21 protein-coding genes and 2 tRNA genes are annotated in these 26,371 nt (G+C 64.0%); 7 read left to right on the forward strand and 16 right to left on the reverse strand.

Annotated features, from left to right (window positions below):
* The first annotated feature begins 108 nt into the window (after positions 1 to 108).
* From Q0H23_RS03325 to Q0H23_RS03335, 3 genes are read left to right on the forward strand one after another with little or no spacing between them, the layout of a single operon-like run.
* The gene (locus tag Q0H23_RS03325) at positions 109 to 1,614 is read left to right on the forward strand and encodes an efflux RND transporter periplasmic adaptor subunit (protein WP_293835672.1); all 1,506 of its coding nucleotides are present in this window, start codon (positions 109 to 111) and stop codon (positions 1,612 to 1,614) included.
* A gap of 2 nt (positions 1,615 to 1,616) precedes the next feature.
* Positions 1,617 to 2,432, forward strand: a complete 816-nt coding sequence (locus Q0H23_RS03330; protein WP_293835676.1) for an ABC transporter ATP-binding protein — start codon at positions 1,617 to 1,619, stop codon at positions 2,430 to 2,432.
* A 3-nt stretch (positions 2,433 to 2,435) separates the two neighbouring features.
* The gene (locus Q0H23_RS03335; RefSeq protein WP_293814324.1) at positions 2,436 to 3,665 is read left to right on the forward strand and encodes an ABC transporter permease; all 1,230 of its coding nucleotides are present in this window, start codon (positions 2,436 to 2,438) and stop codon (positions 3,663 to 3,665) included.
* Between the two features lie 274 nt (positions 3,666 to 3,939).
* Here the strand turns inward: Q0H23_RS03335 and Q0H23_RS03340 are convergent, their stop codons facing one another.
* The 5 genes from Q0H23_RS03340 to tatA all read right to left on the reverse strand — a co-directional run bounded on the left by Q0H23_RS03340 (position 3,940) and on the right by tatA (position 11,805).
* Positions 3,940 to 6,558 (reverse strand): ATP-dependent Clp protease ATP-binding subunit, encoded by a 2,619-nt coding sequence (locus Q0H23_RS03340; RefSeq protein ID WP_293814325.1) that lies wholly within the window; start codon positions 6,556 to 6,558, stop codon positions 3,940 to 3,942.
* Between the two features lie 202 nt (positions 6,559 to 6,760).
* Positions 6,761 to 8,449 carry a threonine/serine exporter family protein gene (locus tag Q0H23_RS03345; protein WP_293814326.1) on the reverse strand — a complete coding sequence of 563 codons (1,689 nt, stop codon included), beginning with the start codon at positions 8,447 to 8,449 and terminating at the stop codon, positions 6,761 to 6,763.
* Positions 8,450 to 8,827: 378 nt separating this feature from the next.
* On the reverse strand, positions 8,828 to 10,774 hold the full coding sequence (gene lysS / locus Q0H23_RS03350; RefSeq protein ID WP_293835680.1) for a lysine--tRNA ligase: 1,947 nt from the start codon (positions 10,772 to 10,774) through the stop codon (positions 8,828 to 8,830).
* Positions 10,775 to 10,928: 154 nt separating this feature from the next.
* On the reverse strand, positions 10,929 to 11,405 hold the full coding sequence (gene greA, locus Q0H23_RS03355; protein ID WP_293835684.1) for a transcription elongation factor GreA: 477 nt from the start codon (positions 11,403 to 11,405) through the stop codon (positions 10,929 to 10,931).
* A gap of 82 nt (positions 11,406 to 11,487) precedes the next feature.
* Positions 11,488 to 11,805, reverse strand: a complete 318-nt coding sequence (gene tatA / locus Q0H23_RS03360; RefSeq protein ID WP_293835686.1) for a twin-arginine translocase TatA/TatE family subunit — start codon at positions 11,803 to 11,805, stop codon at positions 11,488 to 11,490.
* A gap of 206 nt (positions 11,806 to 12,011) precedes the next feature.
* Here tatA and Q0H23_RS03365 point away from each other — a divergent pair, with 206 nt between their 5' ends.
* The gene (locus Q0H23_RS03365) at positions 12,012 to 12,854 is read left to right on the forward strand and encodes a fused MFS/spermidine synthase (protein WP_293835690.1); all 843 of its coding nucleotides are present in this window, start codon (positions 12,012 to 12,014) and stop codon (positions 12,852 to 12,854) included.
* Positions 12,855 to 13,021: 167 nt separating this feature from the next.
* On the opposite strand, the gene Q0H23_RS03370 is transcribed toward Q0H23_RS03365, so the two are convergent.
* The 3 genes from Q0H23_RS03370 to Q0H23_RS03380 all read right to left on the reverse strand — a co-directional run bounded on the left by Q0H23_RS03370 (position 13,022) and on the right by Q0H23_RS03380 (position 14,361).
* Positions 13,022 to 13,098 (reverse strand) — tRNA-Pro (locus Q0H23_RS03370).
* Positions 13,099 to 13,185: 87 nt separating this feature from the next.
* A complete protein-coding gene (locus Q0H23_RS03375; RefSeq protein ID WP_293835693.1) occupies positions 13,186 to 14,052 on the reverse strand; it encodes a 4-diphosphocytidyl-2C-methyl-D-erythritol kinase in 867 nt (288 codons plus the stop codon).
* Positions 14,053 to 14,061: 9 nt separating this feature from the next.
* Complete coding sequence (locus tag Q0H23_RS03380; RefSeq protein WP_293814332.1) at positions 14,062 to 14,361, reverse strand: Veg family protein; 300 nt, start codon at positions 14,359 to 14,361, stop codon at positions 14,062 to 14,064.
* Between the two features lie 147 nt (positions 14,362 to 14,508).
* Between Q0H23_RS03380 and Q0H23_RS03385 the strand changes: the two genes are divergently transcribed.
* Positions 14,509 to 15,597: an aminopeptidase P family protein gene (locus tag Q0H23_RS03385; RefSeq protein WP_293814333.1), complete on the forward strand. Its 1,089-nt coding sequence runs from the start codon at positions 14,509 to 14,511 to the stop codon at positions 15,595 to 15,597.
* A gap of 107 nt (positions 15,598 to 15,704) precedes the next feature.
* Here the strand turns inward: Q0H23_RS03385 and Q0H23_RS03390 are convergent, their stop codons facing one another.
* The 6 genes from Q0H23_RS03390 to Q0H23_RS03415 form a co-directional block, all read right to left on the reverse strand.
* On the reverse strand, positions 15,705 to 16,478 hold the full coding sequence (locus tag Q0H23_RS03390; protein WP_293814334.1) for an HAD family hydrolase: 774 nt from the start codon (positions 16,476 to 16,478) through the stop codon (positions 15,705 to 15,707).
* A 236-nt stretch (positions 16,479 to 16,714) separates the two neighbouring features.
* A complete protein-coding gene (nagB, locus tag Q0H23_RS03395; protein ID WP_293814335.1) occupies positions 16,715 to 17,452 on the reverse strand; it encodes a glucosamine-6-phosphate deaminase in 738 nt (245 codons plus the stop codon).
* A gap of 332 nt (positions 17,453 to 17,784) precedes the next feature.
* The gene (gene rdgB, locus Q0H23_RS03400; protein WP_293835696.1) at positions 17,785 to 18,411 is read right to left on the reverse strand and encodes an RdgB/HAM1 family non-canonical purine NTP pyrophosphatase; all 627 of its coding nucleotides are present in this window, start codon (positions 18,409 to 18,411) and stop codon (positions 17,785 to 17,787) included.
* 102 nt (positions 18,412 to 18,513) lie between these two features.
* Entirely contained in the window at positions 18,514 to 19,248 is a 735-nt protein-coding gene (gene rph, locus Q0H23_RS03405) for a ribonuclease PH (RefSeq protein WP_293835699.1), read from the reverse strand.
* 13 nt (positions 19,249 to 19,261) lie between these two features.
* On the reverse strand, positions 19,262 to 20,221 hold the full coding sequence (gene murI, locus Q0H23_RS03410) for a glutamate racemase (RefSeq protein ID WP_293835702.1): 960 nt from the start codon (positions 20,219 to 20,221) through the stop codon (positions 19,262 to 19,264).
* 95 nt (positions 20,222 to 20,316) lie between these two features.
* A tRNA-Val gene (locus Q0H23_RS03415) sits at positions 20,317 to 20,392 on the reverse strand.
* 204 nt (positions 20,393 to 20,596) lie between these two features.
* Between Q0H23_RS03415 and Q0H23_RS03420 the strand changes: the two genes are divergently transcribed.
* Together Q0H23_RS03420 and Q0H23_RS03425 are read left to right on the forward strand one after the other, a co-directional pair.
* Positions 20,597 to 22,216 (forward strand): Mur ligase family protein, encoded by a 1,620-nt coding sequence (locus Q0H23_RS03420; RefSeq protein ID WP_293835704.1) that lies wholly within the window; start codon positions 20,597 to 20,599, stop codon positions 22,214 to 22,216.
* 10 nt (positions 22,217 to 22,226) lie between these two features.
* A complete protein-coding gene (locus Q0H23_RS03425; protein WP_293835707.1) occupies positions 22,227 to 23,141 on the forward strand; it encodes an HAD family phosphatase in 915 nt (304 codons plus the stop codon).
* Positions 23,142 to 23,519: 378 nt separating this feature from the next.
* Here the strand turns inward: Q0H23_RS03425 and Q0H23_RS03430 are convergent, their stop codons facing one another.
* Both Q0H23_RS03430 and Q0H23_RS03435 read right to left on the reverse strand, forming a co-directional pair.
* Positions 23,520 to 24,746 carry an iron-containing alcohol dehydrogenase gene (locus tag Q0H23_RS03430; protein ID WP_293835710.1) on the reverse strand — a complete coding sequence of 409 codons (1,227 nt, stop codon included), beginning with the start codon at positions 24,744 to 24,746 and terminating at the stop codon, positions 23,520 to 23,522.
* A 409-nt stretch (positions 24,747 to 25,155) separates the two neighbouring features.
* Positions 25,156 to 26,316 (reverse strand): aminotransferase class I/II-fold pyridoxal phosphate-dependent enzyme, encoded by a 1,161-nt coding sequence (locus Q0H23_RS03435; protein WP_293835713.1) that lies wholly within the window; start codon positions 26,314 to 26,316, stop codon positions 25,156 to 25,158.
* Positions 26,317 to 26,371: the final 55 nt, after the last annotated feature.

Genomic DNA, 26,371 nt, shown 5'->3' on the forward strand with positions numbered 1-26,371 from the left:
TTACATATCTGTCATCTGCCGAGCTCTCAGCATCAGGCCAAACAATGTCCGATATGCTTGTCTGGATTGCACGCTGCCTAAAATGACCCCGACCCCCACGGAGACCACATGCAACTCGGCAACCATGACCAGGAGACCCAGAAGCTGGACGTCATCTCCCCCAGCCCTCTCGCAGTCCCTGATCCCAATGACCCCCTGGCAGGCCTCGATCCCGAGGAGCGCGAGGCCTACGAGCAGCTGAAGCGCATGCGTGCCGAGCGTCGCCGCAAGAAGCTGATCAGGAGGGGCATCGTCGTTGGCATCATCGCCGCGCTCGTCGTGGGTTTCTTCGTCTTCCGCGCCGTCTCGGCGAACAAGCCTGATAACAGCATCCAGGTCGTCACCACCCCTGCCTACACCGGTCCCTTCACGACTGAGGTCACCGGGTCCGGCTCCATCAAGCCCTCCTCCTCGTATGTGGTTCAGCCCCAGATCGACGGCGCGATTGACTCCGTCAACGTCGTCGCCGGCCAGACGGTCAAGGCGGGCGACGTCCTCTTCACCATCAAGAACGACGACCTTGACCGCGCCATCAACGAGGCCGGACGTGGCGTTCGTACCGCCAAGCAAGGCGTTGACGAGGCAAACCAGGGTGTCGAGCAGGCGAGGCAAACCGTCAGTGCCGCGGAGGAGGCCGTCAGCAAAGCGCAGAATCTGCTGAACGCGAATCCTGACGACACGGATCTGCAAGCGGCCCTCGAAGGGGCCCAGGCCGAGCTCAAGAGCGCCCGCAATGCGCTCACCGAGGCCCAGCGCGCTCCCGAGTCCGCCCAAATCTCGCTCGAGGCAGCAAACGACGCGTACAACCAGGCGATCGAGCGCGCTGAGCAGCGCACCGTTAAGTCCCCCATCGACGGCACCATCGTCGAGCTCAACGCCCAGCCCGGCGCTACCGTGGGCCAGGCGGTTGCCAGCGCGGGCACCCAGGGCACCGGCTCGCTTTGCCTGGTCGCCAATCTCTCCCAGATGAACGTGACGCTCCAGATCAGCGAGGTCGACATCAACAAGCTCTCCCTTGACCAGCCAGCGAACGTCACCTTCTCCGCCGTTCCCGACCTCACGCTCTCCGCGACCGTCAAGTCCATTGCCTCGACCTCCAGCGGTAACGATGGTGGCGGCTACGGCTATGGCGGAGGCAGTGGTGCCACCTATGCCGTCGAGCTTGTCATCCCCACGCCAGATCCGCGCCTCAAGCCCGGCATGACGGCAGACGTCTCCATCATCACGAGCTCCATCGACTCCGCCCTCATCGTCCCCTCCGCCGCCGTGACGGACTTCGGCGACGGCACCGGCGTCGTCTACGTCGAGGATGACGAGAAGACCCACGCCGCGCACACCGTCCACGTCGAGATTCTCGGCGACAACGGCTCGGAGACCGCCATCAAGCCCACGGAGGGCGCGATCTGCGACGGCGACCTCGTCATCATCTCCGGCATGGAAGCCGCGACCATAGACGATATGGATGCCGGTACCATGGACGACGTTGCCGGAAACGCCGCGGACGTTGCCTCCGGCGACGCCTCCGTAAGCTCCCTCGACTCAACCGTCGAGGGCGAGACGACTGTGGCGCGATAACCATGCCCGTCATCGACGTCAAGAACATCCATCGCATCTTCGAGACGGGCGCTGGCTTCAACCACGTTCTTCGCGGAGTGTCACTCACGGTCAACAAGGGTGAGTTTGTCGCCATCATGGGGCCGTCTGGCTCGGGCAAGTCGACCCTCATGAACATCCTCGGGCTGCTCGACACGCCCACCACGGGCACGTATCGCCTCGAGGGAGTCGACATCTCGACCCTCTCTGACGACGACCTCTCCTTCGTGCGTGGCAGGCGCATTGGCTTCGTGTTTCAGAGCTTCAATCTCCTGCCGCGTGCCACGGTGCTGCGCAACGTCATGTTGCCGCTCGCCTATGCCGAGGTGGACCGTCGCGAACGCGAACCACGCGCGATTCGCGCGCTCACGGCCGTCGACATCGCGCCGGACCACTTCGACCACCTGACCAACGAGCTCTCCGGCGGGCAGATGCAGCGCGTCGCCATCGCACGCGCCCTCGTCAGCGACCCGGCGATCATCCTCGCGGATGAGCCGACGGGCAACCTCGACTCCGCGACCGGCGAGATGGTCATGCAGACCTTCGAGCGCCTTCGCGACCGCGGCAAGACCATCGTCCTCATCACACACGACCCAAACGTCGCCGCACGTGCGGACCGCGCTCTGCACATCCTCGATGGGCGCCTTGCAGACGGCGCCTTCGCGGGCGGCGGGCGTGTCGGTGGCACGCTCGGGACGCGCGCGGACGCTGGAACCGCCGCCGCAACGCGTCTCCAGCGCGCTGCGGGGCCCGGCCCAGGCAGCGCCACGTCGCTCCCCAACCGCATTCCGGAGGTGTAAGAGATGACGCCCCGTGACCTCGCAACCGAGACAACGAGCGCGCTTGACGCCAACCGAGGGCGGAGTCTCCTCACGGTCCTCGGCATCGTGATCGGCATCGCCGCCGTCATTGCCATGACCTCGCTCATCGGAGGCGTGCGCAACTCGCTCGTGGGCGAGTTGGGCCTCGACGCCGCCCGGCGCGTCTCCATCTACGCGCCCTACGGCCTCACGAAGTCGAACATCGACACGCTCGAGCAGACAATCCCCGAGTACGAGTTCATCGCCGGCGGCGCCTCGACGGCGGCAGACGTGACGACGGACAAGGGCTCCATATACATGCAGATATCTGGTGGTGACAACGATTATCTAACCGCCACCGGCATCAAGCCCGCGAGGGGACGCACGTGGACGGCAGACGAGGAGAGTCGCGGCGCCCAAGTCTGCATCGTCACGCCCGACGTCATGCGTCAGCTCTTTGGCAATCCCGAGGCTGACTTCGCCGGCAAGACCATCAAGATGGGAAACGCCTCCTACACCATCGTCGGCGTCACCAGCCAGAGCATGATGACCATGATGTCGGAGGGCAACGGACAGGCCTGGGTACCGCTCAAGTGCGCTCAGATGCGCCTGGGCGCGAACTCTCGCGAGCTCTGGGAGGTCGTCGGCTTCGCGAAGGAGGGCGTTGACATGACGGCCCTCGTCGAGAAGACGAAGAGCCAGATTGCACGCATCCAGCGCATTCCTGACGAAGATGCGGAGGCCATGATCTCCGTCTACTCCATGAAGGAGAGCATCGAGGCGCTGGACAACTTCATGAACTCGTTTGCGCTCATCGCCGGCGCGATTGCGAGCATATCGTTGCTAGTGGGCGGCATTGGCATCATGAACATGATGCTCACCAACGTGACGGAGCGCATCCGCGAGATCGGCCTTCGCCGCGCCCTCGGCGCCACGCGCACGGACATCACGGCACAGTTCCTCGCGGAGTCCATCGCCATCAGCCTCGCCGGTGGCGTCATCGGCATCATCGCGGGCTACGTCAGCTCGTGGGCGCTCGCGTGGATCGCCAGCTCCACCGGGCTGGTCGCAGAGATAGGCGGCTCCGGCGGCGCGATGCTCGTGCCGGCCATCTCGCTCAGCGCCGTTGGCTTCGCCACTGGCGTATGCGTGTTTATCGGCCTCGTGTTTGGCTACTACCCGGCGCGCCGCGCCGCCCGGCTCGACCCGGTTGAGGCACTGCGCTATCAGTAGCGAGAGCGGACGCGCGGCCACCGACGCGAAGCAGCCGCGACGCACCGCGCCGCCGCTGGAGCGCCACGCAGGACGGGACGCACCGCGCGGCACGCTGTCACATATCGCAACCCAAACAAACGGGGCGCCGGTCATATGGCCGACGCCCCGCATTCGTCTCGTTAGTTGTCGCCATCCGCGACGCCTATGCCCACTGCCCGCGGCAGTCAGTTGTCGCCATCCGCGACGCCTGCGCCCACTGCCCGCGGCACGTAGCCGCACAGGCACGCCCGAGCTAGTTGCCCGCGGCAGCCAGGCCCGAGCCACTCGCAGGCGAGGACGAGCCACCTGCAGGGGCGCCCCAACCCGCACCAGGAAGCTCGCGCGAGGCCATGTGCTCGCGCTCCGTGCGCTCGGGAATCTCGCCCTTCGTCTTGGTGAAGGAGAGCTTGCCGTCCTCCCCAACGTCAACGAGCACGATATCACCCGGAACCCAGCCGCCCTCGAGCAGACTCTCCGCAAGCGGGTCCTCGATGAGCGTCTGGATTGCGCGACGCAGCGGACGAGCGCCATAGATGGGATCGGCGCCCTCCTTGGCGAGCAAATCCTTTGCAGCGTCCGTGAGCTCGATGGACATGCCATTGCCAATGAGGCGGTTGCGCAGGTCCGTGATCATGAGGTCGACGATGCCGCGAATCTCAGCGTTCGTGAGCGACTTGAAGACCACGATCTCATCAACACGGTTCAGGAACTCCGGACGGAAGAGCTTCTTGAGCTCGCCCATCGCACGGCTCTTGATCTCCGTGTCGGAGAGGGCGCCCGCGTTCGCGCCAAAGCCCATGGAGCTCGGCTTGGCGATCTCGCGCGCACCGGCGTTGCTCGTCATGATGATAACGGTGTTGGAGAAATCGACCTTGCGGCCCTGGCCATCAGTCAGACGGCCTTCGTCGAGGATCTGCAGCAGAATGTTGAAGACATCAGGGTGAGCCTTCTCGATCTCGTCGAAGAGGACGACGGAGTAGGGCCTGCGACGGACGGCCTTAGTGAGCTCGCCACCCTCGTCATAGCCCACGTATCCCGGAGGCGCGCCCACGAGCTTGCTCACGGCGAACTTCTCCATGTACTCGCTCATGTCGAAGGTGATGAGCGCGTCCTCGGAACCAAAGAGGAACTCCGCGAGCGACTTGGCGAGCTCGGTCTTGCCCACGCCCGAGGGGCCCAGGAAGATGAACGAACCACCAGGACGACGCGGGTCCTTGAGCGGCGAGCGGCTGCGGCGGATGGCACGGGCAACGGCACTCACGGCCTCCTCCTGGCCGATGACGCGCTGGTGGAGAACGCTTTCGCTGCGCAGTAGCTTCGACGCCTCGGCCTCGGAGAGGTTCGAGACGGGCACACCCGTGATCGAGGAGACTACGTCTGCGATGGCGGCCTCATCGACGGTCACGACGTTGGCGTCCATGCGCTTGTGCCATGCATCCTCGAGCTCGACGCGACGAGCGAGAAGCTCCTTCTCGCGGTCGCGCAGGCGGGCGGCGTCCTCGAACTCCTGCCTGTCAGCAGCGGCTTTCTTGTCAGCACGGACACGAGTAAGGTCCTCGTCCACCTCGGCGATCTCCGGCGGAAGCGTCATGTTGTGGACACGCGTGCGGGCACCCGCCTCGTCGAGGACATCAATTGCCTTGTCAGGCAGGAAGCGGTCCTGGACGTAGCGGTTCGAGAGCGTGACGGCGGCAACCACCGCTTCGGGCGTGTAGCGCACGTGGTGGTGCGCCTCGTAGGACGACTGGAGGCCCTGGATGATCTTGATCGTGTCCTCCGGGCTGGGCTCGTTGATGTTCACCGGCTGGAAGCGGCGCTCGAGCGCGGAGTCCTTCTCGATGTGCTTGCGATACTCCTCCGCCGTGGTGGCACCGATGACCTGGATCTCACCGCGGGACAGCGGCGGCTTCAGGATGCTTGCCGCATCGATGGACCCCTCCGCAGAGCCGGCGCCGATGATGGTGTGCATCTCGTCGATGAAGAGGATGACCTTGCCGTCCTTCTCGACCTCGGCGATGACTTTCTTGAGGCGATCCTCGAACTCGCCGCGGTACTTTGAGCCCGCAACGAGGGCGGAAACGTCGAGCGTCCAAATCTGCTTGCCGCGAAGCATGTCAGGCACGGTACCAGCGGAGACAAGCTGCGCCAGGCCCTCGACGATGGCGGTCTTGCCAACGCCCGGGTCTCCGAGGATGAGCGGATTGTTCTTCTGACGTCGCGCGAGCACCTGCATCACGCGCTCGATCTCGCGATCGCGGCCGATGACCGGGTCGAGCTTGCCCTCCGCGGCGAGCGCCGTGAGGTTGCGACCGTACTTCTCGAGCATCGAGGCGTCATCGCTCGAGGACGAGCTGGTGCGCGCCGGGCCGACGGACACGCCATCCGGGCCAATGCGGACCTCCTGCGCCTGCGAGGACGCGTCATCAGCCGGAGCGTTCTTCTCGATGAGCTCGTTGACGGCATTGCGAACGGCATCGCCCGAGATGCCAAGGCGGCTCAGCGTCTCCATCGCCACGCCGTTGCCCTCGCGAACGATGCCAAGCAGCAGGTGCTCGGTCGAGATATAGGTAGCGCCGCGGCTCATGGTCTCGCGATAGGCGCCCTCGAGCACGCGCTTGGCACGCGGCGTGAACGGGATGTGGCCGCCGGGCACGGGCTCATACGCACGATCCGTGACCTGGCGCACGGCCTCAAGCGCCTCGTCATACGTAACGTCGAGCTGGGCGAGGGCTTGGGCGGCGATGCCCTCCCCCTCCTTGATGAGGGCGAGAAGCAAGTGCTCCGTGCCGACGTACATCTGCCCCAGGGTACGAGCCTCTTCCTGGGCGAGGCTCATGACCTTGCGGGCCTTGTCTGTGAACTTATCGAACATGCGAAGGTTCCCCCTCGGTCGTTCTTCCTGCAAAACCAACGTGCCCATGCGGCCTCATGGCAGCACGGGCACGTTGTTAGCTTATACCCTCGAGCCGGGTAGGCAAAACCGCGACGTCTATATCGCTCGCCTATGGGCGGTGCCCACGCAGCGCCAACGATTCGTTCGGCTAACACCACCCGACACCACCCGGCAATTGGCCTTACGACGTATGGCGCCAGCGAGAATCCGTGAGGGTGCGCGCAATTCCAAGGCCAAGAGGCAAAAACGTCACGATAAGAATTGCGCGAACGAGCCAGCCAAGCATATCCACCGTGTCGAAGATGCACATGTAGTACATCGCTCGATACAGATACAGGCCCGGCACCATGATGACAATCGAGGGCACCGTAAGCGCGATGCGCGGGAACGTCAGAACTTCCTCAACGCCGCTTGCTAAAAGTCCCGAGATGAGAGCCCCGATAAAAGCCGCCGCCTCGGGCGGAACGCCAGAAGCCAGGCCAAGCGATGGAACGAGTACGTTCAGATCTACGAGGGACAAGCGGATTGTATTCGACACCGCACCGATGCAACCCGCAGTCGCGGCCATTCGCATTGGGCTGTTGAACATCACGGAGAAGCCGAAGACTCCCACGAAGCTCATCGCCATGCGTAGCGCTGTGAGTTGGAGCATCCCAAGACCTTGCGGAGCAAAATCATCAGGAGAAAGGCCGACGCACTCCGCCACCATCCAGCCCACAAGTGTGGCAACCACGATAATCGAGACGGCATACGCTAAACGCTCCATACCACTACGCATGTCGAGCTTCGAGATGTCGAGCCCGGCGGTGATAAGCGGGAACCCCGGAATTACAAAGAGCATCGCCCCGATGTAGCCTTCCTTATGCGCCATCGCAGTCGGGTCGAAACCACTAAGCGCGAGCAGGGCAAAAAGATATGACACGCATGCAACGGCAACTCCCACCGCGAGCGAACTGAACTGCCCGAGGCGTTTGCCAAGCATGTTCGAGCGCACAAAGTTACCAATGCCTGCGCCTACGAGCGCACACAGCATCTCGACAGGGCCGCCGCCGAGCAGAAACACGAAGGCGCCACAGGCAGCGCCCGCAGCGAGCCCCTGTTGCCAGGGGCGATAGTCTGGCCTCGCGTGCTCGACGTCTTCCAGCATCTGGTGGTACTCATGAACCGTAAAGTTACGTCCATACGTCTCGATTTCGCGAAGAAAGCTCTCCATCATCCAGATGCGATGCGTATTAACGCCGGCGGAAGACAGGCTCACAACCTCATTGAAGATGTGATGCCCCTCGATGCATGTGCACTCGAAGGAGAGAAGCGATAGGTCGACGTGAATCGTGATGCCAAGCACGGCGGCGACACGGTTCATCGTGTCACGCACACGCCAGGCACCCGTGCCGCTCGCGAGCATAAGCATGCCCGTACGGCACACGATCGTGGACTTGTCAGCAATTGGCGCCTTCACTGCAAGCTCGTCGCCCGCCTCGACAACGTCCTTCCAAACCGTTTTCATATGCAGGGCGTTTGTTCGAACACCGTGGTGATGGACGACTGGAGACTGTATGGGCCTTGTATGCTCGACCGTCCTCGCGGTAGCAGGGCGCGCCGTCGCAGCATCTGGCTCGTCATCGATAATGTCGAAGTCGTCTAGAGGCTCAAGGGCTCGATGCCCTGGGACGTCGTCCTCGTCAGCATCATCCGCCCCGTCGAACATGTTGACGCCCTCGAGAGTCGCTTCGCGCACGACCTCGCGTTCCGCGTCGCTCACGGCTTCGCGCTCTGCGTCACGCTCTCGTGCGATCCCGTGCTCCGCCTCGGATGCTCGCGTAAACACCCGTTCCGCCTCAGACTCGCATTCATCTTCGCGCCTAATCATGGGCAACCTCCCAGCCAAAGGGGTGGCTCGACTGGGGTCACTCCTGCCCGTTTTCCGCACGCAACAGTACCACTTTACATAGCTGAAAGTTCGCGAGGCGCTACTCTCGATGGCAGCACATGAGCAATCCCCCTGTGCAACGACACGCTTAAGACGCATGTGCATGCCGATTTGCAACGTCTACGACTCGTGAGACGCGTCATACCGGTCCACGGCCAATCCCGCGCGTCGGCATCACAGAGCAGCAAAGAGCCCGCCGCTGCCGAAAGGGCAACGACGGGCTCAAAGCTCATTATGGACGTCACATCACCCGTGACATCACGGCCGCAAGACGCATGTGTCAGCAACTCGAACGCGACGGCACTCGACGCAACCGGCTTAGCACAGCTTGGCGCCGGCGGGGATGCGATCGCTCACCATGAGGAGGTTGAGGCACTCCTTGCCGTCCTCCTCGTGGAGGGCGGAGATCAGCATGCCACAGGAGTCGATGCCCATCATCTTGCGCGGGGGCAGGTTGGTGATCGCGATAAGCGTCTTGCCCACCAACTCCTCGGGCTCGTAGTACCCGTGAATGCCGGAGAGGATCACGCGATCGGTGCCAGAACCGTCATCGAGCACGAAGCGCAGGAGCTTCTTGCTCTTCTTGACAGCATCACACTCCTTGACCTTCACAACGCGGAAGTCGGACTTGCTGAAGGTCTCGAAGTCGACGAAGTCCTCGAACAGCGGCTCGACCTTCACCTTGGAGAAGTCGATGGGCGCGACCTCGGCAGCAGCGGCAAGCTCTGCGGCCTTGGCCTCGGCGGCACCGTTCTTGGCACCCGCCTCAGGCTTCATGTGCGGGAAGAGGAGGACGTCGCGGATGGACGGCTGGTTGGTAAGCAGCATGACGACGCGATCGATGCCGATGCCGATGCCACCCGCCGGCGGCATGCCGTACTCGAGTGCACGGACGTAGTCGGCGTCGAACTGCATGGCCTCGTCATCACCGGAATCGCGCTCGGCAATCTCGGCACGGAAGCGCTCCGCCTGGTCGATCGGGTCATTGAGCTCGGAGAACGCGTTGGCATACTCGTGGCCGGCAATGACGAGCTCGAAGCGGTGCGTGAGGCGCGGCTCGTCGTCGTAGCGCTTGGCAAGCGGGCTCACCTCGACGGGATAGTCAACGACGAACGTCGGGTTCACAAGCGAGGGCTCGCCAATCTCGTCGTAGAGCTCAGCGATGAGCTTGCCAGTGCCCCACTCGGGCTTAGTCTCGATCTTGTTGGCGGCACAGAGCTCGCGCAGGTGCTCGATCGGGGTGTCGAGGTCGACATCCTCCCCAAGGGCGTTGGAGACGACCTTGGTCATCGGAATGGAGGGCCAGGTGCCGGAGAGGTCGATCGTGGTGCCCTGATAATCGATCTGCTCGGGGTTGCCAATGGCAGCGTTCGCGGCCTTGATGACGCCCTCGGCGAGCTCCTTCATGCCCTCGAGGTCAGAGTAGGCGCGATAGGCCTCCATCGAGGTGAACTCGGGGTTGTGAGTCTGGTCCATGCCCTCGTTGCGGAAGATGCGGCCAATCTCGTACACGCGCTCGAAGCCGCCCACGAGCAGGCGCTTCAGCGGGAGCTCGGTCGCGATGCGCAGGAAGCACTCCTGGTCAAGGGCGTTGAAGTGCGTGATGAACGGCTTGGCCGTGGCACCGCCCTGGATGGTCTGGAGGATCGGGGTCTCGACCTCCATGTAGGCGTCCTCCTCCATGTAGCGGCGGAAGGCCGTGATGATGGCGGAGCGCTTGCGGAAGGTCTCACGGACGTCGTCGTTCACGATGAGGTCGACGTAGCGCTGGCGATAGCGGGTCTCCTTGTCAGAGAGGCCATGGAACTTCTCGGGCAGCGGACGGACAGACTTAGTGAGCAGGCGCACGGACTTGGGCGAAAGCGACAGCTCGCCGCGACGGGTGCGGACCACGTTGCCGGTAGCCTCGACGATATCGCCAAGGTCGAACTGACGGATGGCGGCCATGCCCTCCTCACCCAGGTTATCGATGCGGCAGAAGAGCTGCATACGAGCAGTGGCGTCCTGGAGGACGACGAAGGCAACCTTGCCCTGACCACGCTTGGCGCGGATACGGCCGGCGACGGTCCAGACGGTCTCGTCCTCACCCTCGGCCTCGAGGTGATCATAACGCTCGAGAAGGTCCGCGACGTGAGCGGTCACGTCGCAGTGCTCGGGGTACGGGTCACCACCGGCGTCGATGATGGCCTGCCTGCGCGTGATACGCATCGCGCGCTCGTCGGTAGTGGCAGGCTCGGCGGCCACGTTCTTGGTCTCGTCAGACATGCTCTTGTCTCCTTCTGCCCGCGCTCTACCGCGCAGGCGCTCGCCGGACACAGGGTGCCGGCTGGCTGCAACAAACAAAACGCCCCTCCCGCGACGGGCACGGAAGGGGCGACTACGTACTAGGCTCGGGCATCTGCCCGTGCGACCACTCGCCCTAGCGCGAGATTTTGGTGATCATGTAGGAGCGCGTGATGCCAGAGGGACTGGTGACCTCGACGACATCGCCCTTGGCGCGACCCATCAACGCAGAGCCCACCGGGCTCTCGTTCGAGATCTTGTGCTCTAGAGAGTTGGTCTCGGTGGTGCCAACGATGGTGTAGGCGACCTTCTTATCCTTGCCAACCTCCTGAATCTCGACGGTGCAGCCGATGGAGACGGCGAGAACGTGACCGGCGTTCTCGGAGACCTTAGCGGTCGAGAGAATCTTGCGGATCTCGGCGATGCGGGAAGCGTTCTTGGACTGCTCCTCCTTGGCATCATCGTACTCGGAGTTCTCGGAGAGGTCGCCGAAGTCGCGAGCGACCTTGATGCGCTCGATGATCTCGGCGTCGTGGTCTCCCTCACGCCAGGCGAGCTCGTCGAGGAGCTTCTGGCGGCCTTCGGGGGTAAGGATAATCTCGTTCTCAGCCATGGTTCGCTTTCTTGCCAAAGGGCGGTTGGTACAGTGGTGCGAAGGCTCGCATGCATACGCACGCGAGCCTAAAAGAAACTAGTTAGTCGAGCTTGGCGCCGCAGCTCTTGCAGAACTTGTTGTCCGCCGGGTTCTTGGTGCCGCAAGCACCGCAGAACTTGCCGTCGTCAGCGTCGACGTCAGCATCCTCAGCATCAGCGGGCTTCTCAACGACGACATCGGCAGCCTCGGTGGCCTTGTCCTTGCCAGCCTCAGCCTCGGCCTCGTCCATGCCCTCGCGGATGCTCTTGGCGGTCTTGCCAAGGGACTTGCCGAGCTTCGGGAGGTTCTTCGGGCCAAAGATGACCAGAACAACGGCCAGGATGACGATCAGCTCGGGCATACCAAGACCAAAAATCATGTGTAGTTCCTCTCAACGACAGCCTTTGTGGCGTGGTCTGCAAGCAAAACAGCTCCAGTGGAACCGTGCAACTGTGAAAGTATACTAGCCCCAGCGCGATTCCGCAGCGACTACTTAGACAATGCGCCTTCGTGCCCGCAATTTCCACGTTGATTGGCGTGTACCCACTTTAGCCGCACGCCAATCCCCGAATCCGTCGGAGACTCATGCCCACCGCCCTTCTCGTCTTCATCGCCCTCACGATTGCCGGGTTCCTCATCCATCTCCTCTGCATGCGCCTGCTTGCGTGGCGCGGCGTCACCGTGAGGCACACGCGCTTTGGCGTGACGTTCATCTTCGATACGGAAGATGCGGACGGCACCCCCGTGCGCATGCTCAATGTCAATGGAGCCTTCCAAAGCGTCGCCTATGCCACAGACGAGCTTTGGAGCGAACTTCCCGTCTCCTACCAGCGTGAACAGGCTCGCATTATCTCCGAGCTGCCGTGCCTGCGCCGCGTGGCGGTCGTTGGCGGCGGTGGGTTCTCGATGCCCAAGTGGCTCGTGGACCATCTCCCTCCCGTCCGCGTGAGCGTGGCGGAGATTGACCCCAAGATCGTCGAGATTGCACGCGAGAGCTTCGGCCTCGATCGCCTCGAGCGAGAGCATGGGGAGGATGGGCGCTTCGAGCTCGCCGTCGAGGACGGCTGGAGCTGGCTGAAGTCGCAGGAGGAGGGTTTCGACCTCATCATCAACGAGGCGTTCTCCGGCTCGAAGCCGCTTGGGCCGCTGACCGGGGAGGAGGGCGTCCGCGTCGTGCGCGACCACCTGTGCGAGGGCGGCACCCACCTCGCGACGCTGAGACTTCCGCTCGAGGGTCGCAAAGCGCGTCCGCTGGAGGAGACCTGCGACGCCTTCGCCGCCGGCTTCGCGCACGTGTGGCTCGTGCCCGAGGCGGCCGAGAAACCCACCGAGCCCGGCAACAACACGCTTGTCGCAAGTGACACCGACCTCGTCGCGGCAGGCTGCGAGAGGCTCGCCGGCTTCGAGTGGCGCGGCGGCGCGAGATAGGTCGAGAAGCTGAACGAACTCTGCGATAACGCGGGGCGGGCGCCACGGGACAAAGTGCAATCCACGCGATAGACGCTGTTTTGCAACCCCGACGCCACGAAATGGGGAGCATCGAGGCAAACGCAAACAAAAAAGCCAGGAGCCGAAGCCCCTGGCCTGCAATTTCGTGGTCGGGTTGACTGGATTCGAACCAGCGACCCCCGCGTCCCGAACGCGGTGCTCTACCAAACTGAGCCACAACCCGATGCGAGAGAGAAGTTTAGCACACTGTGCGCTTGATGCAACCGAAAAATTTCAACGGAGTTAAATGAGCGATTTATGAGCCGAAAAGCTACTCCGCGCCTCCGGCGATAGCGGCCCATGCTCGCCAACCATGATGCTCTCGCGCGGCTTCGGCAATGCGCTCCGCCGCGTCCCCGCTCTCGCAGATCGCGAACGAGCACGCGCCGGAACCCGTCACCATCGAAGCGATAGCGCCATCCTGGCATGCAAGCCACTCACTCACTACCCAGACATCGCCGCACAGGTGGCACGCCGCAGGAGCTAGGTTGTTGAAAAGGTTGGCCGCCATCGCGGCAACATCGCCGGCGGCGAGGGCCTCGCACACCACCTCGTAGCTCGCAGGATCCTCGCCCGCACGATCGAACTCGTCATACGCTTCCTTGGTGGAGACGCCACCGACGGCGGGCATGACGAGAACAACGGGCATCGAGAACTCCGGGAAGGTGCGCTCGAGCACATCTCCGGCACCCAGGTACAGGCCCGGTCGTGGATCGAGGAAAAACGCGACGTCGGCGCCGACGCGCCTCGCCACGGCTACAACACGCTCGTCGCACACGGAGACGCCCCAGCGCTCACAAAGAGCACGCAGGACGGCGCCCGCATCCGCGGACGAGCCTCCCAGACCCGCCTTCTCCGGAATGCGCGCCGTGACCTCGACGCGGACCTCGGGTCGCTCCCCCAGGGCCTCGGCGAGAAGCGTCGCCGCACGCCAGACCGTCGTCTTCTCGGGAGCGACCTCAAGAGCGGGCGTATGAACAACCTCGAGCTCAGGAGCATCGCTTACGACAACGGTGTCGCAAAGCGCCACCGGCACCATCACAGAATCGACGCGATGATAACCGCGGTCGTCCTTCTCGTGATGGATGCCAAGGTGGAGGTTGACCTTACAAGGGGTCTCGACGACCTGCCGCGACATAAGCGGACGCTACTCCTCGAGATCGGCAGCGACGTAGTCGAAGAGACGCTCGCCAGACTCGCTGTCAAACAGTTCGACAGTACCGGTGAGCACGTCAACGTACTGGTAGGACTGGCGGGCCTTGCGACCGCGGCGCTCCTCGACCTCGAGGACGAACAGCGACGGGTGCGCCTGGACGAGGATGCCGGTGCGCTCGACGATGCGAGAGCGACCCATGTTGGCCTTGACCTTCAGGCGCTCGCCCTTGAGGCCCTCGAGCTTCTCGCGGATTTCATCAACCCTGTTGACGGAAGGGACTTCGTTCTCCATGCTACGCTCTCTATCCTGACCGCCTGAAATAACTCCATGTTTGGAAGGAGTTAACAAAGGTAGACTGCGGCCACTCTGATTCATGTGAATTGCTATCGTACTGTCTGCTTATCAACGCCTCAACATCCCGGGCGAAAGGAACGCAGAATGAACATGGAGCGTGCAGGTCGCGTACTCGACAACCTCGAAGACATGGGCATGAGCCAGGTGCTCGTCACCGACCCGATGTCCATCTGGTACCTCACTGGCTACTGGAACCTCCCCTACGAGCGCTTCTATGCCCTCTACCTCGCCCGCACGGACGGGGGCGTCAAGACGGTCATGTTCTGCAACCGCCTCTTCCCGGACGCCACCGCGACCGGTTGCGAGATCAAGGTCTTCGATGACACCGAGGACCCGATTCCGCTCGTCGTCGAAACCTGCGACGGGAGCTCGCCGCTCGGCGTCGACAAGGTGCTCGCCGCCCGCTGGCTGCTCCCCCTCATGGACGCCCACGCCGCGAGCGAGTTCCGCCTGGGCTCGCCCGCCGTCGACCTCGCGCGCTCCATCAAGGATGCCAGCGAGCTTGACCTCATGCGCGCCGCCTCCGCCACGAACGACAAGGCGATGGAGTGGCTGCGCTCCCAGCTGCGCGAGGGCGTGACCGAGCACGAAATCGCGAGCGGCCTTCTCGCCGAGTACCGACGCCTTGGCGCCCAGGAGCACAGTTTCACGCCAATCGTGAGCTTCGGCGCCAACGCCGCAGACCCGCACCACGAGCCGGACGAGACGCAGCTTCGCCGCGGCGACCTCGTGCTCTTCGACGTAGGCTGCAAGCGCGACTCGTACTGCTCCGACATGACGCGCACGTTCTTCTTTGGCGCCGAACCCAGCGAACGCGACCGCGAGATCTACGAGACGGTGCGTCGCGCCAACGAGGCCGCCGAGGCCATCGTGCGCCCCGGCGTGACATTCGCCGAGATTGACCTCACCGCCCGTCGCATCATCGAGGAGGCAGGCTACGGCGAGTACTTCACGCACCGCCTGGGTCACCAGATCGGCCTGGAGGACCACGAGCCCGGGGACGTCTCCTCGGCTCACGACGAGCCCGTGCGCGCCGGTCAGTGCTTCTCCATCGAGCCAGGCATCTATCTGCCGGGCGAGATGGGCGTGCGCATCGAAGACCTGCTCATCGTCACGGAGGATGGCTGCGAGGTCATGAACAGCTATCCCAAGGAGCTCGCCGTCATCGAGTAGCAGGGGGCCGAAGAGAAAGCCAAGCGGGCCGAGGCGCGAGCGATCTCGCCTCGGCCCGCTCATGTGTGCTTCGCGAGGGAGTTGGCGACAGAGCCGCTACGCGGCGGCTAGCCCTCCAGCACGTACTTGCGGATGGCCCAGACCGCGCCGTCCTCGTCCACGGATGGCGCGATTACGTCCGCCGCAGCCTTCACGTCATCGCTTGCCTGGCCCATGGCCACGCCGATGCCCGCATGGCGCAGCATGTGGATGTCATTGCCGCCATCGCCGATGGCCATGCACTCGGCCGGCGTGATGCCCAGACGCACGCAGAAGGCGTCAATCGCATCGCCCTTGCCGCAGCCCGCGCTGACGATGTCGAGGAAGTTAGGAGACCAGCGCACGTTTTCGAGCCCATCTATGCCACCGAGGAGCTCCTCGTCCGCTTCGGGCGCGACGTCGGTCACGATCTGCAGAACGTTCGCGCAGTCGACATCGTCCCACGAGCGGACCTCATGCCCAGGCTTGTAGCGAAGGGAACGGGCGAGCTCATCCGGGTCGCCGCAGAAGTACAGGGCGTCCGGCTCCGTGAAGGACGTGGAGAGGCCGCGCTCGCGAAGGCGCTCCACCAGAGCGGCCACGCACTTCTCGGGCATGGGCTTGCTCGAAATGACCTCGCCAGAGGCCATGAAGCAGTACTCGCCATTGGCGGTGGCATAGCCGTCGAAGTCAAAGCTCGCGTCCATGCCGATGCTGTCCTTATAGCGGCCGGTCACGATGAACGAGGCCACGCCGCGGCGATGGGCTTCCTCGAGGGCGGCTCTCGTGCTGGGGCGCATATCGGGCGCGTCGAACGGGACGAGCGTGCCATCAATGTCCAGAAACAGCGCCTTGATTGCCATGTGCAACTCCGCTTCTCGCGCATATCCCCTGCCGCCCCACCAAAACCTGAAAAAGGGACAGTCCCTTTTTCAGGTTGACGGGTGCGGCGAGCCCCGGCCTAGCTTAAAAGTTGACAAAGGGACTGTCCCTTTGTCAACCCCGCCTGTCGCCCACACCCACTCCGTGCAACGAAAAGGGCCCGAGGCGCAATGCCCCGGGCCCGGACTTGGCTCTTATCGGCTTGCTTTGACCGATTCTAGTACAGACCCTCGCACATCGAGAGCGCGGCATCATCGGCAACGACAACGCAGTTGGGGTGAAGCTGCAGGATGGATGCCGGGCAGCTGGGCGCGATCGGGCCGAAGCACATGTCATGCACAGCCTGGGCCTTCTTCTCGCCGTTAGCGACAACGAGAATCATGCGGGAGTACATGATGGTCTGCGTACCCATGGTGTAAGCCTGGCGCGGGACATCCTCCTCCTTCTCGAAGAGGCGGCTGTTGGCCTGGATAGTGCTCTCCGTCAGGTCGACGCAGTGGGTGCCGGCGCTGAAGTGGTCGTCGGGCTCGTTGAAGCCGATGTGCCCGTTGTTGCCAATGCCCAGGAGCTGAAGGTCGGTATAGCCGGCCTCGGCGACGATCTTGTCATACTCGGCGCAGGCAGCGGCGGCATCCGGGTTGGAGCCATCCGGCACGTGAGTGTTGGCGAGGTCGATGTTGACGTGATCGAACAGGTTGTCACGCATGAAGAAGTGATAGCTCTGCGGGTCATCATGGTCGAGTCCGCGATACTCGTCCAGGTTGTACGTGCTGACCTCGGAGAAATCGCAGTCGCCGTTCTTGCAGGCCTCAACGAGGTTCTGATAGGTGCCGATGGGCGTGGTACCGGTGGCGAGGCCGAGCACGCAGTTCGGCTTCAGGATGACCTGAGCGGCGATGATGTTCGCCGCTTTGCGGCTCATGTCCTCGTAATCCTTGGCGTGAATGATCTTCATGGCGCGTCCCTTCTCTAACGGGATGGGGTGCTATCCTTTGCGCCCCACCTGCGGCCCGCGTCGGCCGCAACCAACGTGAGACGCGGCCACCAGGGCGAGGTCGCGCAGCTATGAGGATTTCGCGCCACGTCGAGGCCCCTGCCCGTCCATGGCGGATTGGGGCGTTGCCCCAGGCGCTTCCATGATGAACCGACGTGTCCCAAGCCTCAAGCAATAATTCGGGGAATGGCAGGAGTTGCCGGCAAAGCTCACAAAAGTTGACAAAGGGACTGTCCCTTTGTCAACTTTTGCAACGCTACCAGAAAAAGGGACTGTCCCTTTTTCTGGTTTTTCTAGGCGAGCTGGCGGGCGAGGTCGGCGAGGGCGTGGGCGCGGTGGGAGATGGCGTTCTTCTCCGCGGGCTCGAGCTCGGCCATGGTGCGGCCTGGGGTGTCGGTAGGCCAGAAGAGCGGGTCGTAACCGAAGCCGTTGACGCCACGCGGCTCGCAGCCAATCATGCCCTCGCAGTCGCCCTCACCGCAGATGACGGTGCCGTCGGCCTGGATCAGCACAACGCTCGAATGGAAGCGCGCGGTGCGCTCCTCCTCCGGCACGTTCTCCATCTCGCGCATGAGCTTCTCGTTGTTGCGCTGGTCGTCGCCATGGACGCCAGCCCAGCGGGCGCTCATGATGCCCGGCTCGCCGGACAACGCATCGACGACGAGGCCAGAGTCGTCAGCCACGGCAGCAAAGCCCGTCTGCTCAAGCGCGGCCTCGGCCTTGATGATGGCGTTCTGCGTGAAGGTGTCCCCGTTTTCCACCGGATCGGGGAAATCGCCGAGTTCGCCAAGCGCGTAGAAGGAGACGCCCGGCATGAGTGGGGCAAGGATGGCTTCTATCTCAGTCACCTTGTGGGGATTGCCCGTGGCGACGACGACGGTCTTTGCGGGGTCAAGCGTGGCGATGTCTACTTTGGCCATGGTTGCTCCTTATCGTGTGCGCGTGTAATGGGAAGTGCATCGAGAATGGCCGGACCGGCTCGGCGGGCGCGCCACGCAATGGGCGCGCACCCAGCTCATGGCCTACGCCGTGAAGCCCGTGACCTCGTTCTGGAGGTCGCACAGGCGCTTAATGCCAGCCTCGCCCATGTCGAGCAGCTCGTTAAGCTGGGCGCGGGAAAGGGTCGAGCGCTCGCCGGTTCCCTGGATCTCGACGATGCCGCCGTCCGCGGTCCCCACGAGGTTGAGGTCGACGTCGGCGTGCGAGTCCTCGGGGTAGTCGAGGTCGAGCATCGGCGTGCCAGCGACGACGCCCATGCTGATGGCAGCAACCTGGCCCGTGAGCGGCAGCCTCTTGATCTTGCCTTGCTCCACGAAGTTCATCAGCGCATCGTGCAGCGCCACCCAACCGCCAGTGATGCTCGCGGTACGCGTTCCGCCATCCGCCTGGAGGACGTCGCAGTCGACGGTGATGGTGAACTCGCCCAGGTGATCGAGGTCACACACGGCGCGAAGGCTACGGCCGATGAGGCGCTCGATCTCCATCGAACGACCCTTGCGGCCCTTGTACTCGCGCTTCGTGCGCGAGCTCGTGGAGGCGGGCAGCATCGCGTACTCCGCGGTGAGCCAGCCCTTGCGGCTCGCCTTGCGCCACGCAGGCAACGTTTCCTCGATCGTGGCGGTGCACATGACGCGTGTGTCGCCAAACTCCGCGAGGCACGAGCCGTGGGCGTTCTTCATGACGTCGCGCGTGAGCGTGATGGGGCGCAGCTGGTCGAGGGCGCGGCCCTCGGGCCTGCGCTGCGTGAAGTCCTGCATGAGAGTCTCCTTGCTAGTCAACGAGCGACTCGAGCGTGTCTAGCTCGATGTGCTCGATCGAATCGAGCGAATGCCCGAAGATGAACTTACCCGCGACGGCAAACGACGTGATGTCATCCGAGGTGGTGGCAAAGCGATACTTGGGCTCGCCGCCAGCGCCGAGGTTGGGCGAGGCAGGGTCTGCAAGCTCGCCGCGGCGGCCGAGAATCTCCGCCACCTCGCGGGCCGTTTCCTCCGCCGAGCTCACGGTGCGGACGTCCGGGCCAAGGGCACTCGAGATCTCGTGCGCAAGCAGCGGGAAGTGCGTGCAGCCAAGAACGACCGTGTCGACGCCGCGGCCCAGAAGCGGGGCGACGTTTCTGCGAGCCAGCTCGCGGACCTCCGGTGTGTCGAAGATGCCGACGCTATCCATCCAGTCCTCGTGCAGATAGGTGCCCGTAGCGAGCTCGCGCTCGACGAAGTCGACGAACGAACCGGCGGCACTCTGCGTGACGCGCACGCCGGCATCGAGGTTGTGAATGGCACGCTCATAGGCACCCGAGTCGACCGTGCCCTGCGTGGCGAGCACGCCAACGCGACGCGAGCGGGTCGCCTGAATCGCGGCGCGGGCGCCCGGCTCAATCACGCCGATGACCGGCACCTTGAGCGTGCGCTGGATGACATCGAGGCCGGCGGCCGTGGCGGTGTTGCACGCGATGACGACGAGCTTGACGTCGTGGCGCTCGAGCCAGCGGCCGACCTGGCGCACGAACAGGCGAACCTCCGCCTGGGGACGCGGGCCATAGGGGCATCGCTTGGTGTCGCCAACGTAATAGATCGACTCGGCGGGGAGAAGCGACGCGATGCAGCGGGCGACGGTGAGGCCGCCAATGCCAGAGTCAAAAATGCCGATGGGCTTGCTGTTCTCAGAAGCGATGACCGCGTGAGGCGACGTCACGGCCGCGGGGTCGAACCCGTCATCGAGCACGCTCATGGACTCGCTCCCCTCTCACCGGGACCGACGGAATCCGGAGCCGGTGGCGGCATATGAAAAAAGGCCGGAGACAATGCCTCCGGCCTGCGGTTACATGGTGGGCGATGAGGGATTCGAACCCCCGACCTTGTGCGTGTAAGGCACCTGCGCTAGCCACTGCGCCAATCGCCCGCAGGCATGGGAAGTGTAGCACAGGGAGAGCCCACGGCTCACTCCACCACGGCATGCCCACGACCCGTCATCCCCGCGGCCCGGCCCGAGACGCACGCGTCACCCTTCTACCGCACCCACAACCGTCCCTCCATCGCGCGCCGCGTATACTTGGAATGTTGAATACGCGCCGGCACAGCCCGGCCGCACGTTAGGAGACGTCTCATGACCAGCGCCACCACCCTGCTCGAGCTCTGTGACCTGCTCGATGCCAACGACATTCTCGTAAGCGGCATTCCCGAGGAGGCGGACGCGAATGTGACTGGAGCCGCCTGCGACTCGCGCTGCGTCCGCAAGGGCAACGTCTTCTTCTGCAAGGGACGCGCCTTCAAGCCCGCCTTCCTCACCTCTGCCCTCGAGACGGGCGCCGTCGCCTACATCTGCGACCCGAACCACGCCGAGGAGCTCGCTGCCACCGCGCCTTCCGCGCCTGCGATCGTGACCAGCGACATGCGCCGCGCCATGGCCCTCGTCTCCGCCGCCGCCTTTGGCAGGCCCGACCTCGACGTTCCCCAGGTGGGCATCACGGGAACCAAGGGCAAGTCGACCACCGCGTACATGCTGCGCTACATCATCGACGCCGAGAACGGCGACAAGACCTGCGGCATCATCGGCTCCATCGACACCTATGACGGCGCGGAGGACATCGAATCCACAAACACCACGCCCGAGGCACCCGACCTCTGGCGCCACCTCGCCAACGCCCGCGAGCATGACCTCTCCGCCATGGTGATGGAGATCTCGAGCCAGGCGCTCAAGTATGACCGCAGCCTCGGGCTCTCACTCGACGTTGCGGCGTTCCTCAACATCGGCGCGGACCACATCTCCGCCGTCGAGCACCCCACATTCGAGGATTACTTCGCCAGCAAGCTCAAGATCTTCTCCCAGTGCGACAATGCCGTGATCAACCTCGGCACCGCCCACCTCGAGCGCGTCCTTGACGCGGCGCGTGCCGCCGGCGTCGAGAGCATCGTCACCGTCTCGACCTCTGGCGCCGATCCCGTCGAGTGCGGCAGCTGCGACATGGTCTACCCGGACATCTGGGCGACCGACATCAAGCCCCTGGGCACCCAGCTCACCTTCGTCGCCCACGGCACGGATGCCGCGGAGGAAGACGGCGCGCGCGTCGAATGGCAGCTCCCCGTCACCATCAACTTCCCCGGCCTCTTCAACGTGGAGAACGCCCTCGTCGCCATCGCCTGCGCCAAGCTGCTCGGCGTAAGCGACGCCGCCATCGTGGCGGGCCTCGCCGCCTGTCGCGTTCCCGGCCGCATGGAGCTCATCGGCAAGCCGGATTCCAAGGTGCTCTGCGTCGTCGACTACGCGCACAACACCCTCTCCTACCAGAAGTTCTTTGCATCCATGACCGAGGAGTTCCCTGGCAGGCGCATCATCGCCCTCATCGGGGCGCCCGGCGGCAAGGCGTTCGAGCGCCGTGTCGAGCTCCCGCGCGAGGCCGCTCGCTGGGCGTGCCACATCGTCACCACCGAGGAGGACCCGGCGCACGACTCGAACGAGGAGATCTGCCGCGAGATGGACGGCAACGTGCCCGAGGGCGCCACGCTCGCCGATGGCACTCCCGTGACGCACGAGTACGTGCTCAATCGCGAGGAGGCCGTCGCCCGCTGCCTCGACGTCGCGCTCGGCTATGAGGAGCCGTCGCTCGTCTGCCTGCTTGGCAAGGGCGACGAGACGCTCATTCACCGCGGTGACGAGTTCCAGACGATGGTACCCGACGGCAAGGCATTCGAAAACGCTGCCGCCGCGCGCGGCATCGAGCTCTAGGGGGATGGACATGGCTGGTTACCTCACGTTTCCGGAGCGTCCCACCGGCGAGCTTGCCGAGCGCCTGCGCAAGGTCCGCTACGTCATCACGGACGCGGACGGCACCATGTTCACAGGCGCCAAGGCCACAGTGAACTCCGCCGGGGAGCCTTGCGCAGACCTCGTCCAGACGCTGGTCGAGCTCACGCGCGCCGGCGTCTCCGTCATCCCATGCACCGGCCGCAACCGCGCCATGATCATGGAAGACGCCCGCGTGCTGGGATTTCCCGGTTGGATTGCGGAGATGGGCGGCGTGGTGTGCACCAAGCAGGCCAGCCAGCCCGAGTGGCACTACTTCTGCGGACGCATGCCGTATGCCGAGACCTGCGGCAAGACCCCTCACGACGTGATCTGGGAGACTGGCGTCATCGACGCGATGCTCGAGCGTTGGCCCGGACATCTCGAGACCTACCACGATAACGGCATCGGTTTCGAATACCGCGAGGTCACCATCGCCATGCGCGGCGACGCGCCCGAGGAGGAGATGCAGGACATGCTCGACCACTGCGGTCTGCCCCTGTACCTCTCCGACAACGGCATGGTCGACCACATCTCCGGCGAAACGACACTCGAGGTTGACCGCGCAAACCCCCAGGGCATTCACACGTACCACATCACGCCGGCCGGCGTGAGTAAGGGCACCGGCATCCTGCGCTTTATCGAGCTCGCGGGCCTGGCTCCCGAGGAGGTTCTCGGCGCGGGCGACTCCCCGGCAGATTGCGTGATCGCAGACGCCGTGGGCACGTTCCTGTTCATGTGCAACGGCCTGGGCCACGACCGCGCGAAGGAGGAGATCGCCGCCCGCGACAACATCCTCGTCTCTACGAAGCGCTCGACCGACGGCTGGGTCGCCGCCATGCGCGGCCTGCTCGCCGCGAAGGAGTAGCTACCCGCGCGCGATCGCGGGTCCGCGCGCATCAGACGCCAACGCCTACCTCTTGTAAGGAATCCGGCCCGATTCTGGCCCCAAACCCTTACAAGAGGTAGGCGTTGTGCTTTGCGGCGACTCGGCGCCGGCAAGCCCGCGGTCCCCGTTCTGCCGCGACTCGGCGACGGCGAGCCCGCGGTCCCGCCCCGCGGCCCCGCGGCGCGCCGGCGCGGTGCCGCAGCTGACACGGAGCGCTCGCGGCCGGCACGCGTCCCGGGACATGAGAAGGCCCGGGACGGGCATCGCGGGGCAAGCCATCCGCCGCGCATAGCGTGGGGAGCCTTGCGTGCGACGCCGTACCGGGCCTCACTCAAGCCAGTTCGCTAGGAAGCGAAATTAGAAATCGATATCCGTGTCGTAGTAGCAGGCCTTGAGGATCTTCTCGAAGTCGGCGGCCTTGGTCTCACGCGGGTTCTCCGGCGTGCAGGCGTCCTGCTCGGCGTTCGCGGCGATCTCGGGGAGCTTCGCGAGGAACTCCTCCTCGGAGACCATCTGCGGGTTCTCAGCGTCGACCTTCACGCCACCGTTCGCGTAGTCCTTGATGGACTGCGGAATGTTGAGCTGGTCGTTGAGATCGCGGATCTTCTGGACGAGCGAGGCGATGAGCTCCTCGTTGGTCTCGCCGGGAAGGTGCAGGACCTCCTTGGCGACGTAGGCGTAGCGCTCGGCGGCACGCGGGTCCTTGGAGTTCCACTGGATGACCTTGCCGAGGTACATGGCGTTGGCGGCACCGTGGATGATGTGACCGTTCTCGAAGGCGGCACCGGTCTTGTGAGCCATGGAGTGCACGATGCCGAGGAGACCAGAGGAGAAGGCGATGCCGGCGATGCACTGAGCCTCGTGCATGTGCTGACGGGCCTCCTTGTCGCCCTCATAGGACTTCGGGAGCCACTCGACGATCTCGCGGATGCCGTGGAGGGCGTTGGCGTCGGTGAACATGGAAGCGAAGGTCGAGACGTAGGCCTCCATGCAGTGGGTCAGGGCATCCATGCCGGTGTGGGCGCAAAGCTTGGCAGGCATGGTGTAGGTGAGCTCGGGGTCGACGATGGCGACGTCAGGGGTGATGTTGAAGTCGGCCAGCGGGTACTTGATGCCCTTGGCGTAGTCCGTGATGACGGAGAACGCGGTGACCTCGGTAGCGGTGCCGGAGGTCGAGGAGATGGCGCAGAAGTGGGCCTTCTGGCGCAGCTCCGGGAAGGAGAACGGCTGGATGATGTTGTCGAAGGACTCCTCGGGGTACTCGTAGAAGACCCACATGGCCTTGGCGGCGTCGATCGGGGAGCCACCACCGAGGGCGATAATCCAGTCAGGCTGGAACTCGCGCATGGCCTCGGCACCCTTCATGACGGTCTCGATGGAAGGATCAGACTCGACGCCCTCGAACAGCTTGACCTCGAAGCCAGCGTCCTCAAGATCCTTCTGGATGTCCTGCAGGAAGCCACCGCGACGCATGGAGCCGCCGCCGCTGACGATGATGGCCTTGGAGCCCTTGAGGTTCTTCACCTCGTGACGAGCGCCCTCGCCAAAGTAGAGGTCACGCGGATTGGTAAAACGACCAGCCATAACGATCCTCCAAATCAATCTCCGGTGGAATTGTCACCGGTACCCGACGGCAAGAACCGCCGGCTTTTCCCAGAAGACAGGCGATATCCCCACGCCTGCCGCGCATGCAGCGAACGCGAATCCCCTTCGCATGGACGCCACAGGGTCAGGCCCGTTCTGCTCGAACGCGGCTCTCAATAAGCCACAGCTCGAAGGACTCAACCGCGTAGAAGTTTATCCGGCGAGCGGTTTCTCCAAACGCTGTTTTCCGTAAGCGTGGAGTAATGACCGCCCACGGAAATTCTCAATCCGTCGATTTACAAGACGAATTGACCTCGTTCCGATAGACAATTTAATGCCAGCTCAGAGTGGTTGTTCATTGATTCATGTACAACTTTGGACCTCGAACGGGGTCCAAGCGGGCTCGGCGCTATAGCCCAGACTCGTCAATCGCAGAGACGGCCTCGCGGATGACCGCAGGCGGCTGCACGAGCGCCATACGCACGAAGCCCTCCCCCGCGGGACCGAAGCTGGCACCCGGCGTCACGATGACACCGGCCTTTTCCATAAGCTCTAGCACAAACTGCATCGAATCCGTGCGTCCATGCGGAAGGCGCGCCCAGACGAACATCGAGCCATGCGCGTTGGGACGTTCCCAGCCGATTGATTCCAGGCCATCGCACAGGGCATCGCGACGCTCCTGGTAGAGCAGCTCCTGGGTGCGAACGGAATCGCGAGGGCCGTTGAGCGCCACGATGGCAGCGTATTGAATGGGCAGGAACATGCCGTAATCGCTCTGGCCACGGAGCTTTCTCGTAGCCGCGATGACATCGGCGCGGCCGATAAGGAAACTCACACGAGCACCCGTGACGTTGAAGGACTTGGAGAGGCTGAAGAACTCGACGCCAACCTCAGCTGCACCGGGGTTCTCAAAGAAGCTATGGCCCTCGCCACCATCGAAGATGATGTCGCTATAGGCATTGTCATGGACGATCAGGAGGTCATGGGCGCGGGCAAACTCGATGATCTGGGCGTAGTTCTCCGGCGTGCCCACCGAACCCACGGGGTTTGCGGGCAGAGAAACAACCATGTACTTCGCACGGTCCGCGACGGCGGGGTCGATGGCGGAGACATCCGGCAGGAAGCCGTTCTCCTCCGCAAGCGGATAGAAGGCGAGGTCGGCGCCGGCAATAAGGGCAGAGGCGCGGAAGAGCGGATAGCAGGGGTCGGGCACGAGCACGAGGTCGCCCTCGTCGAGGAGGGCCTCCGCCATGCGGCCCATGCCCTCCTGCGTTCCGTTCACGCTCATGATTTGGTCGGGGGTGAGCCCGGTAACGCCGAAGCGGTCTGCATAGTAGTCGATGACGGCCTGGGTGAGCTCGGGAAGATCTGCCAGGGCATACTTCCAGTTCTCGGAATCCTTGGCAGCCTCGATAAGAGCGTTCTTCACATGCGCGGGTGGCTCGAAGTCCGGCGTACCCACGGAAAGGTCGATAACCGTGCGGCCCGAAGCCTCGAGCTCGCGGCGGCGAGCGTTGAGCGAGGCAAAGACCTCGCTGCCGAACCGGTCGAGACGCTTCGAGAACTGCATGGGAACCTCCGTCGCTGGACACGACGCGCTTTCAGGCGCGTTTTTGTGACCTGCG

The sequence above is a fragment of the uncultured Parolsenella sp. genome (assembly GCF_934660935.1).
Classification (GTDB): Bacteria; Actinomycetota; Coriobacteriia; order Coriobacteriales; family Atopobiaceae; genus Parolsenella.

Coding starts and splice junctions, on each gene's coding strand:
- Q0H23_RS03430 (WP_293835710.1), bottom strand. CDS start 24,746: ATGGCTGGTCGTTTTACCAATCCGCGTGACCTCTACTTTGGCGAGGGC.
- rph (WP_293835699.1), bottom strand. CDS start 19,248: ATGCAGGACTTCACGCAGCGCAGGCCCGAGGGCCGCGCCCTCGACCAG.
- Q0H23_RS03345 (WP_293814326.1), bottom strand. CDS start 8,449: ATGATTAGGCGCGAAGATGAATGCGAGTCTGAGGCGGAACGGGTGTTT.
- tatA (WP_293835686.1), bottom strand. CDS start 11,805: ATGATTTTTGGTCTTGGTATGCCCGAGCTGATCGTCATCCTGGCCGTT.
- Q0H23_RS03420 (WP_293835704.1), top strand. CDS start 20,597: ATGACCAGCGCCACCACCCTGCTCGAGCTCTGTGACCTGCTCGATGCC.
- murI (WP_293835702.1), bottom strand. CDS start 20,221: ATGAGCGTGCTCGATGACGGGTTCGACCCCGCGGCCGTGACGTCGCCT.
- Q0H23_RS03335 (WP_293814324.1), top strand. CDS start 2,436: ATGACGCCCCGTGACCTCGCAACCGAGACAACGAGCGCGCTTGACGCC.
- Q0H23_RS03375 (WP_293835693.1), bottom strand. CDS start 14,052: ATGTCGCGGCAGGTCGTCGAGACCCCTTGTAAGGTCAACCTCCACCTT.
- Q0H23_RS03390 (WP_293814334.1), bottom strand. CDS start 16,478: ATGGCAATCAAGGCGCTGTTTCTGGACATTGATGGCACGCTCGTCCCG.
- Q0H23_RS03325 (WP_293835672.1), top strand. CDS start 109: ATGCAACTCGGCAACCATGACCAGGAGACCCAGAAGCTGGACGTCATC.
- Q0H23_RS03380 (WP_293814332.1), bottom strand. CDS start 14,361: ATGGAGAACGAAGTCCCTTCCGTCAACAGGGTTGATGAAATCCGCGAG.
- Q0H23_RS03330 (WP_293835676.1), top strand. CDS start 1,617: ATGCCCGTCATCGACGTCAAGAACATCCATCGCATCTTCGAGACGGGC.
- rdgB (WP_293835696.1), bottom strand. CDS start 18,411: ATGGCCAAAGTAGACATCGCCACGCTTGACCCCGCAAAGACCGTCGTC.
- lysS (WP_293835680.1), bottom strand. CDS start 10,774: ATGTCTGACGAGACCAAGAACGTGGCCGCCGAGCCTGCCACTACCGAC.
- greA (WP_293835684.1), bottom strand. CDS start 11,405: ATGGCTGAGAACGAGATTATCCTTACCCCCGAAGGCCGCCAGAAGCTC.
- Q0H23_RS03435 (WP_293835713.1), bottom strand. CDS start 26,316: ATGCAGTTCTCGAAGCGTCTCGACCGGTTCGGCAGCGAGGTCTTTGCC.
- nagB (WP_293814335.1), bottom strand. CDS start 17,452: ATGAAGATCATTCACGCCAAGGATTACGAGGACATGAGCCGCAAAGCG.
- Q0H23_RS03385 (WP_293814333.1), top strand. CDS start 14,509: ATGAACATGGAGCGTGCAGGTCGCGTACTCGACAACCTCGAAGACATG.
- Q0H23_RS03425 (WP_293835707.1), top strand. CDS start 22,227: ATGGCTGGTTACCTCACGTTTCCGGAGCGTCCCACCGGCGAGCTTGCC.
- Q0H23_RS03340 (WP_293814325.1), bottom strand. CDS start 6,558: ATGTTCGATAAGTTCACAGACAAGGCCCGCAAGGTCATGAGCCTCGCC.
- Q0H23_RS03365 (WP_293835690.1), top strand. CDS start 12,012: ATGCCCACCGCCCTTCTCGTCTTCATCGCCCTCACGATTGCCGGGTTC.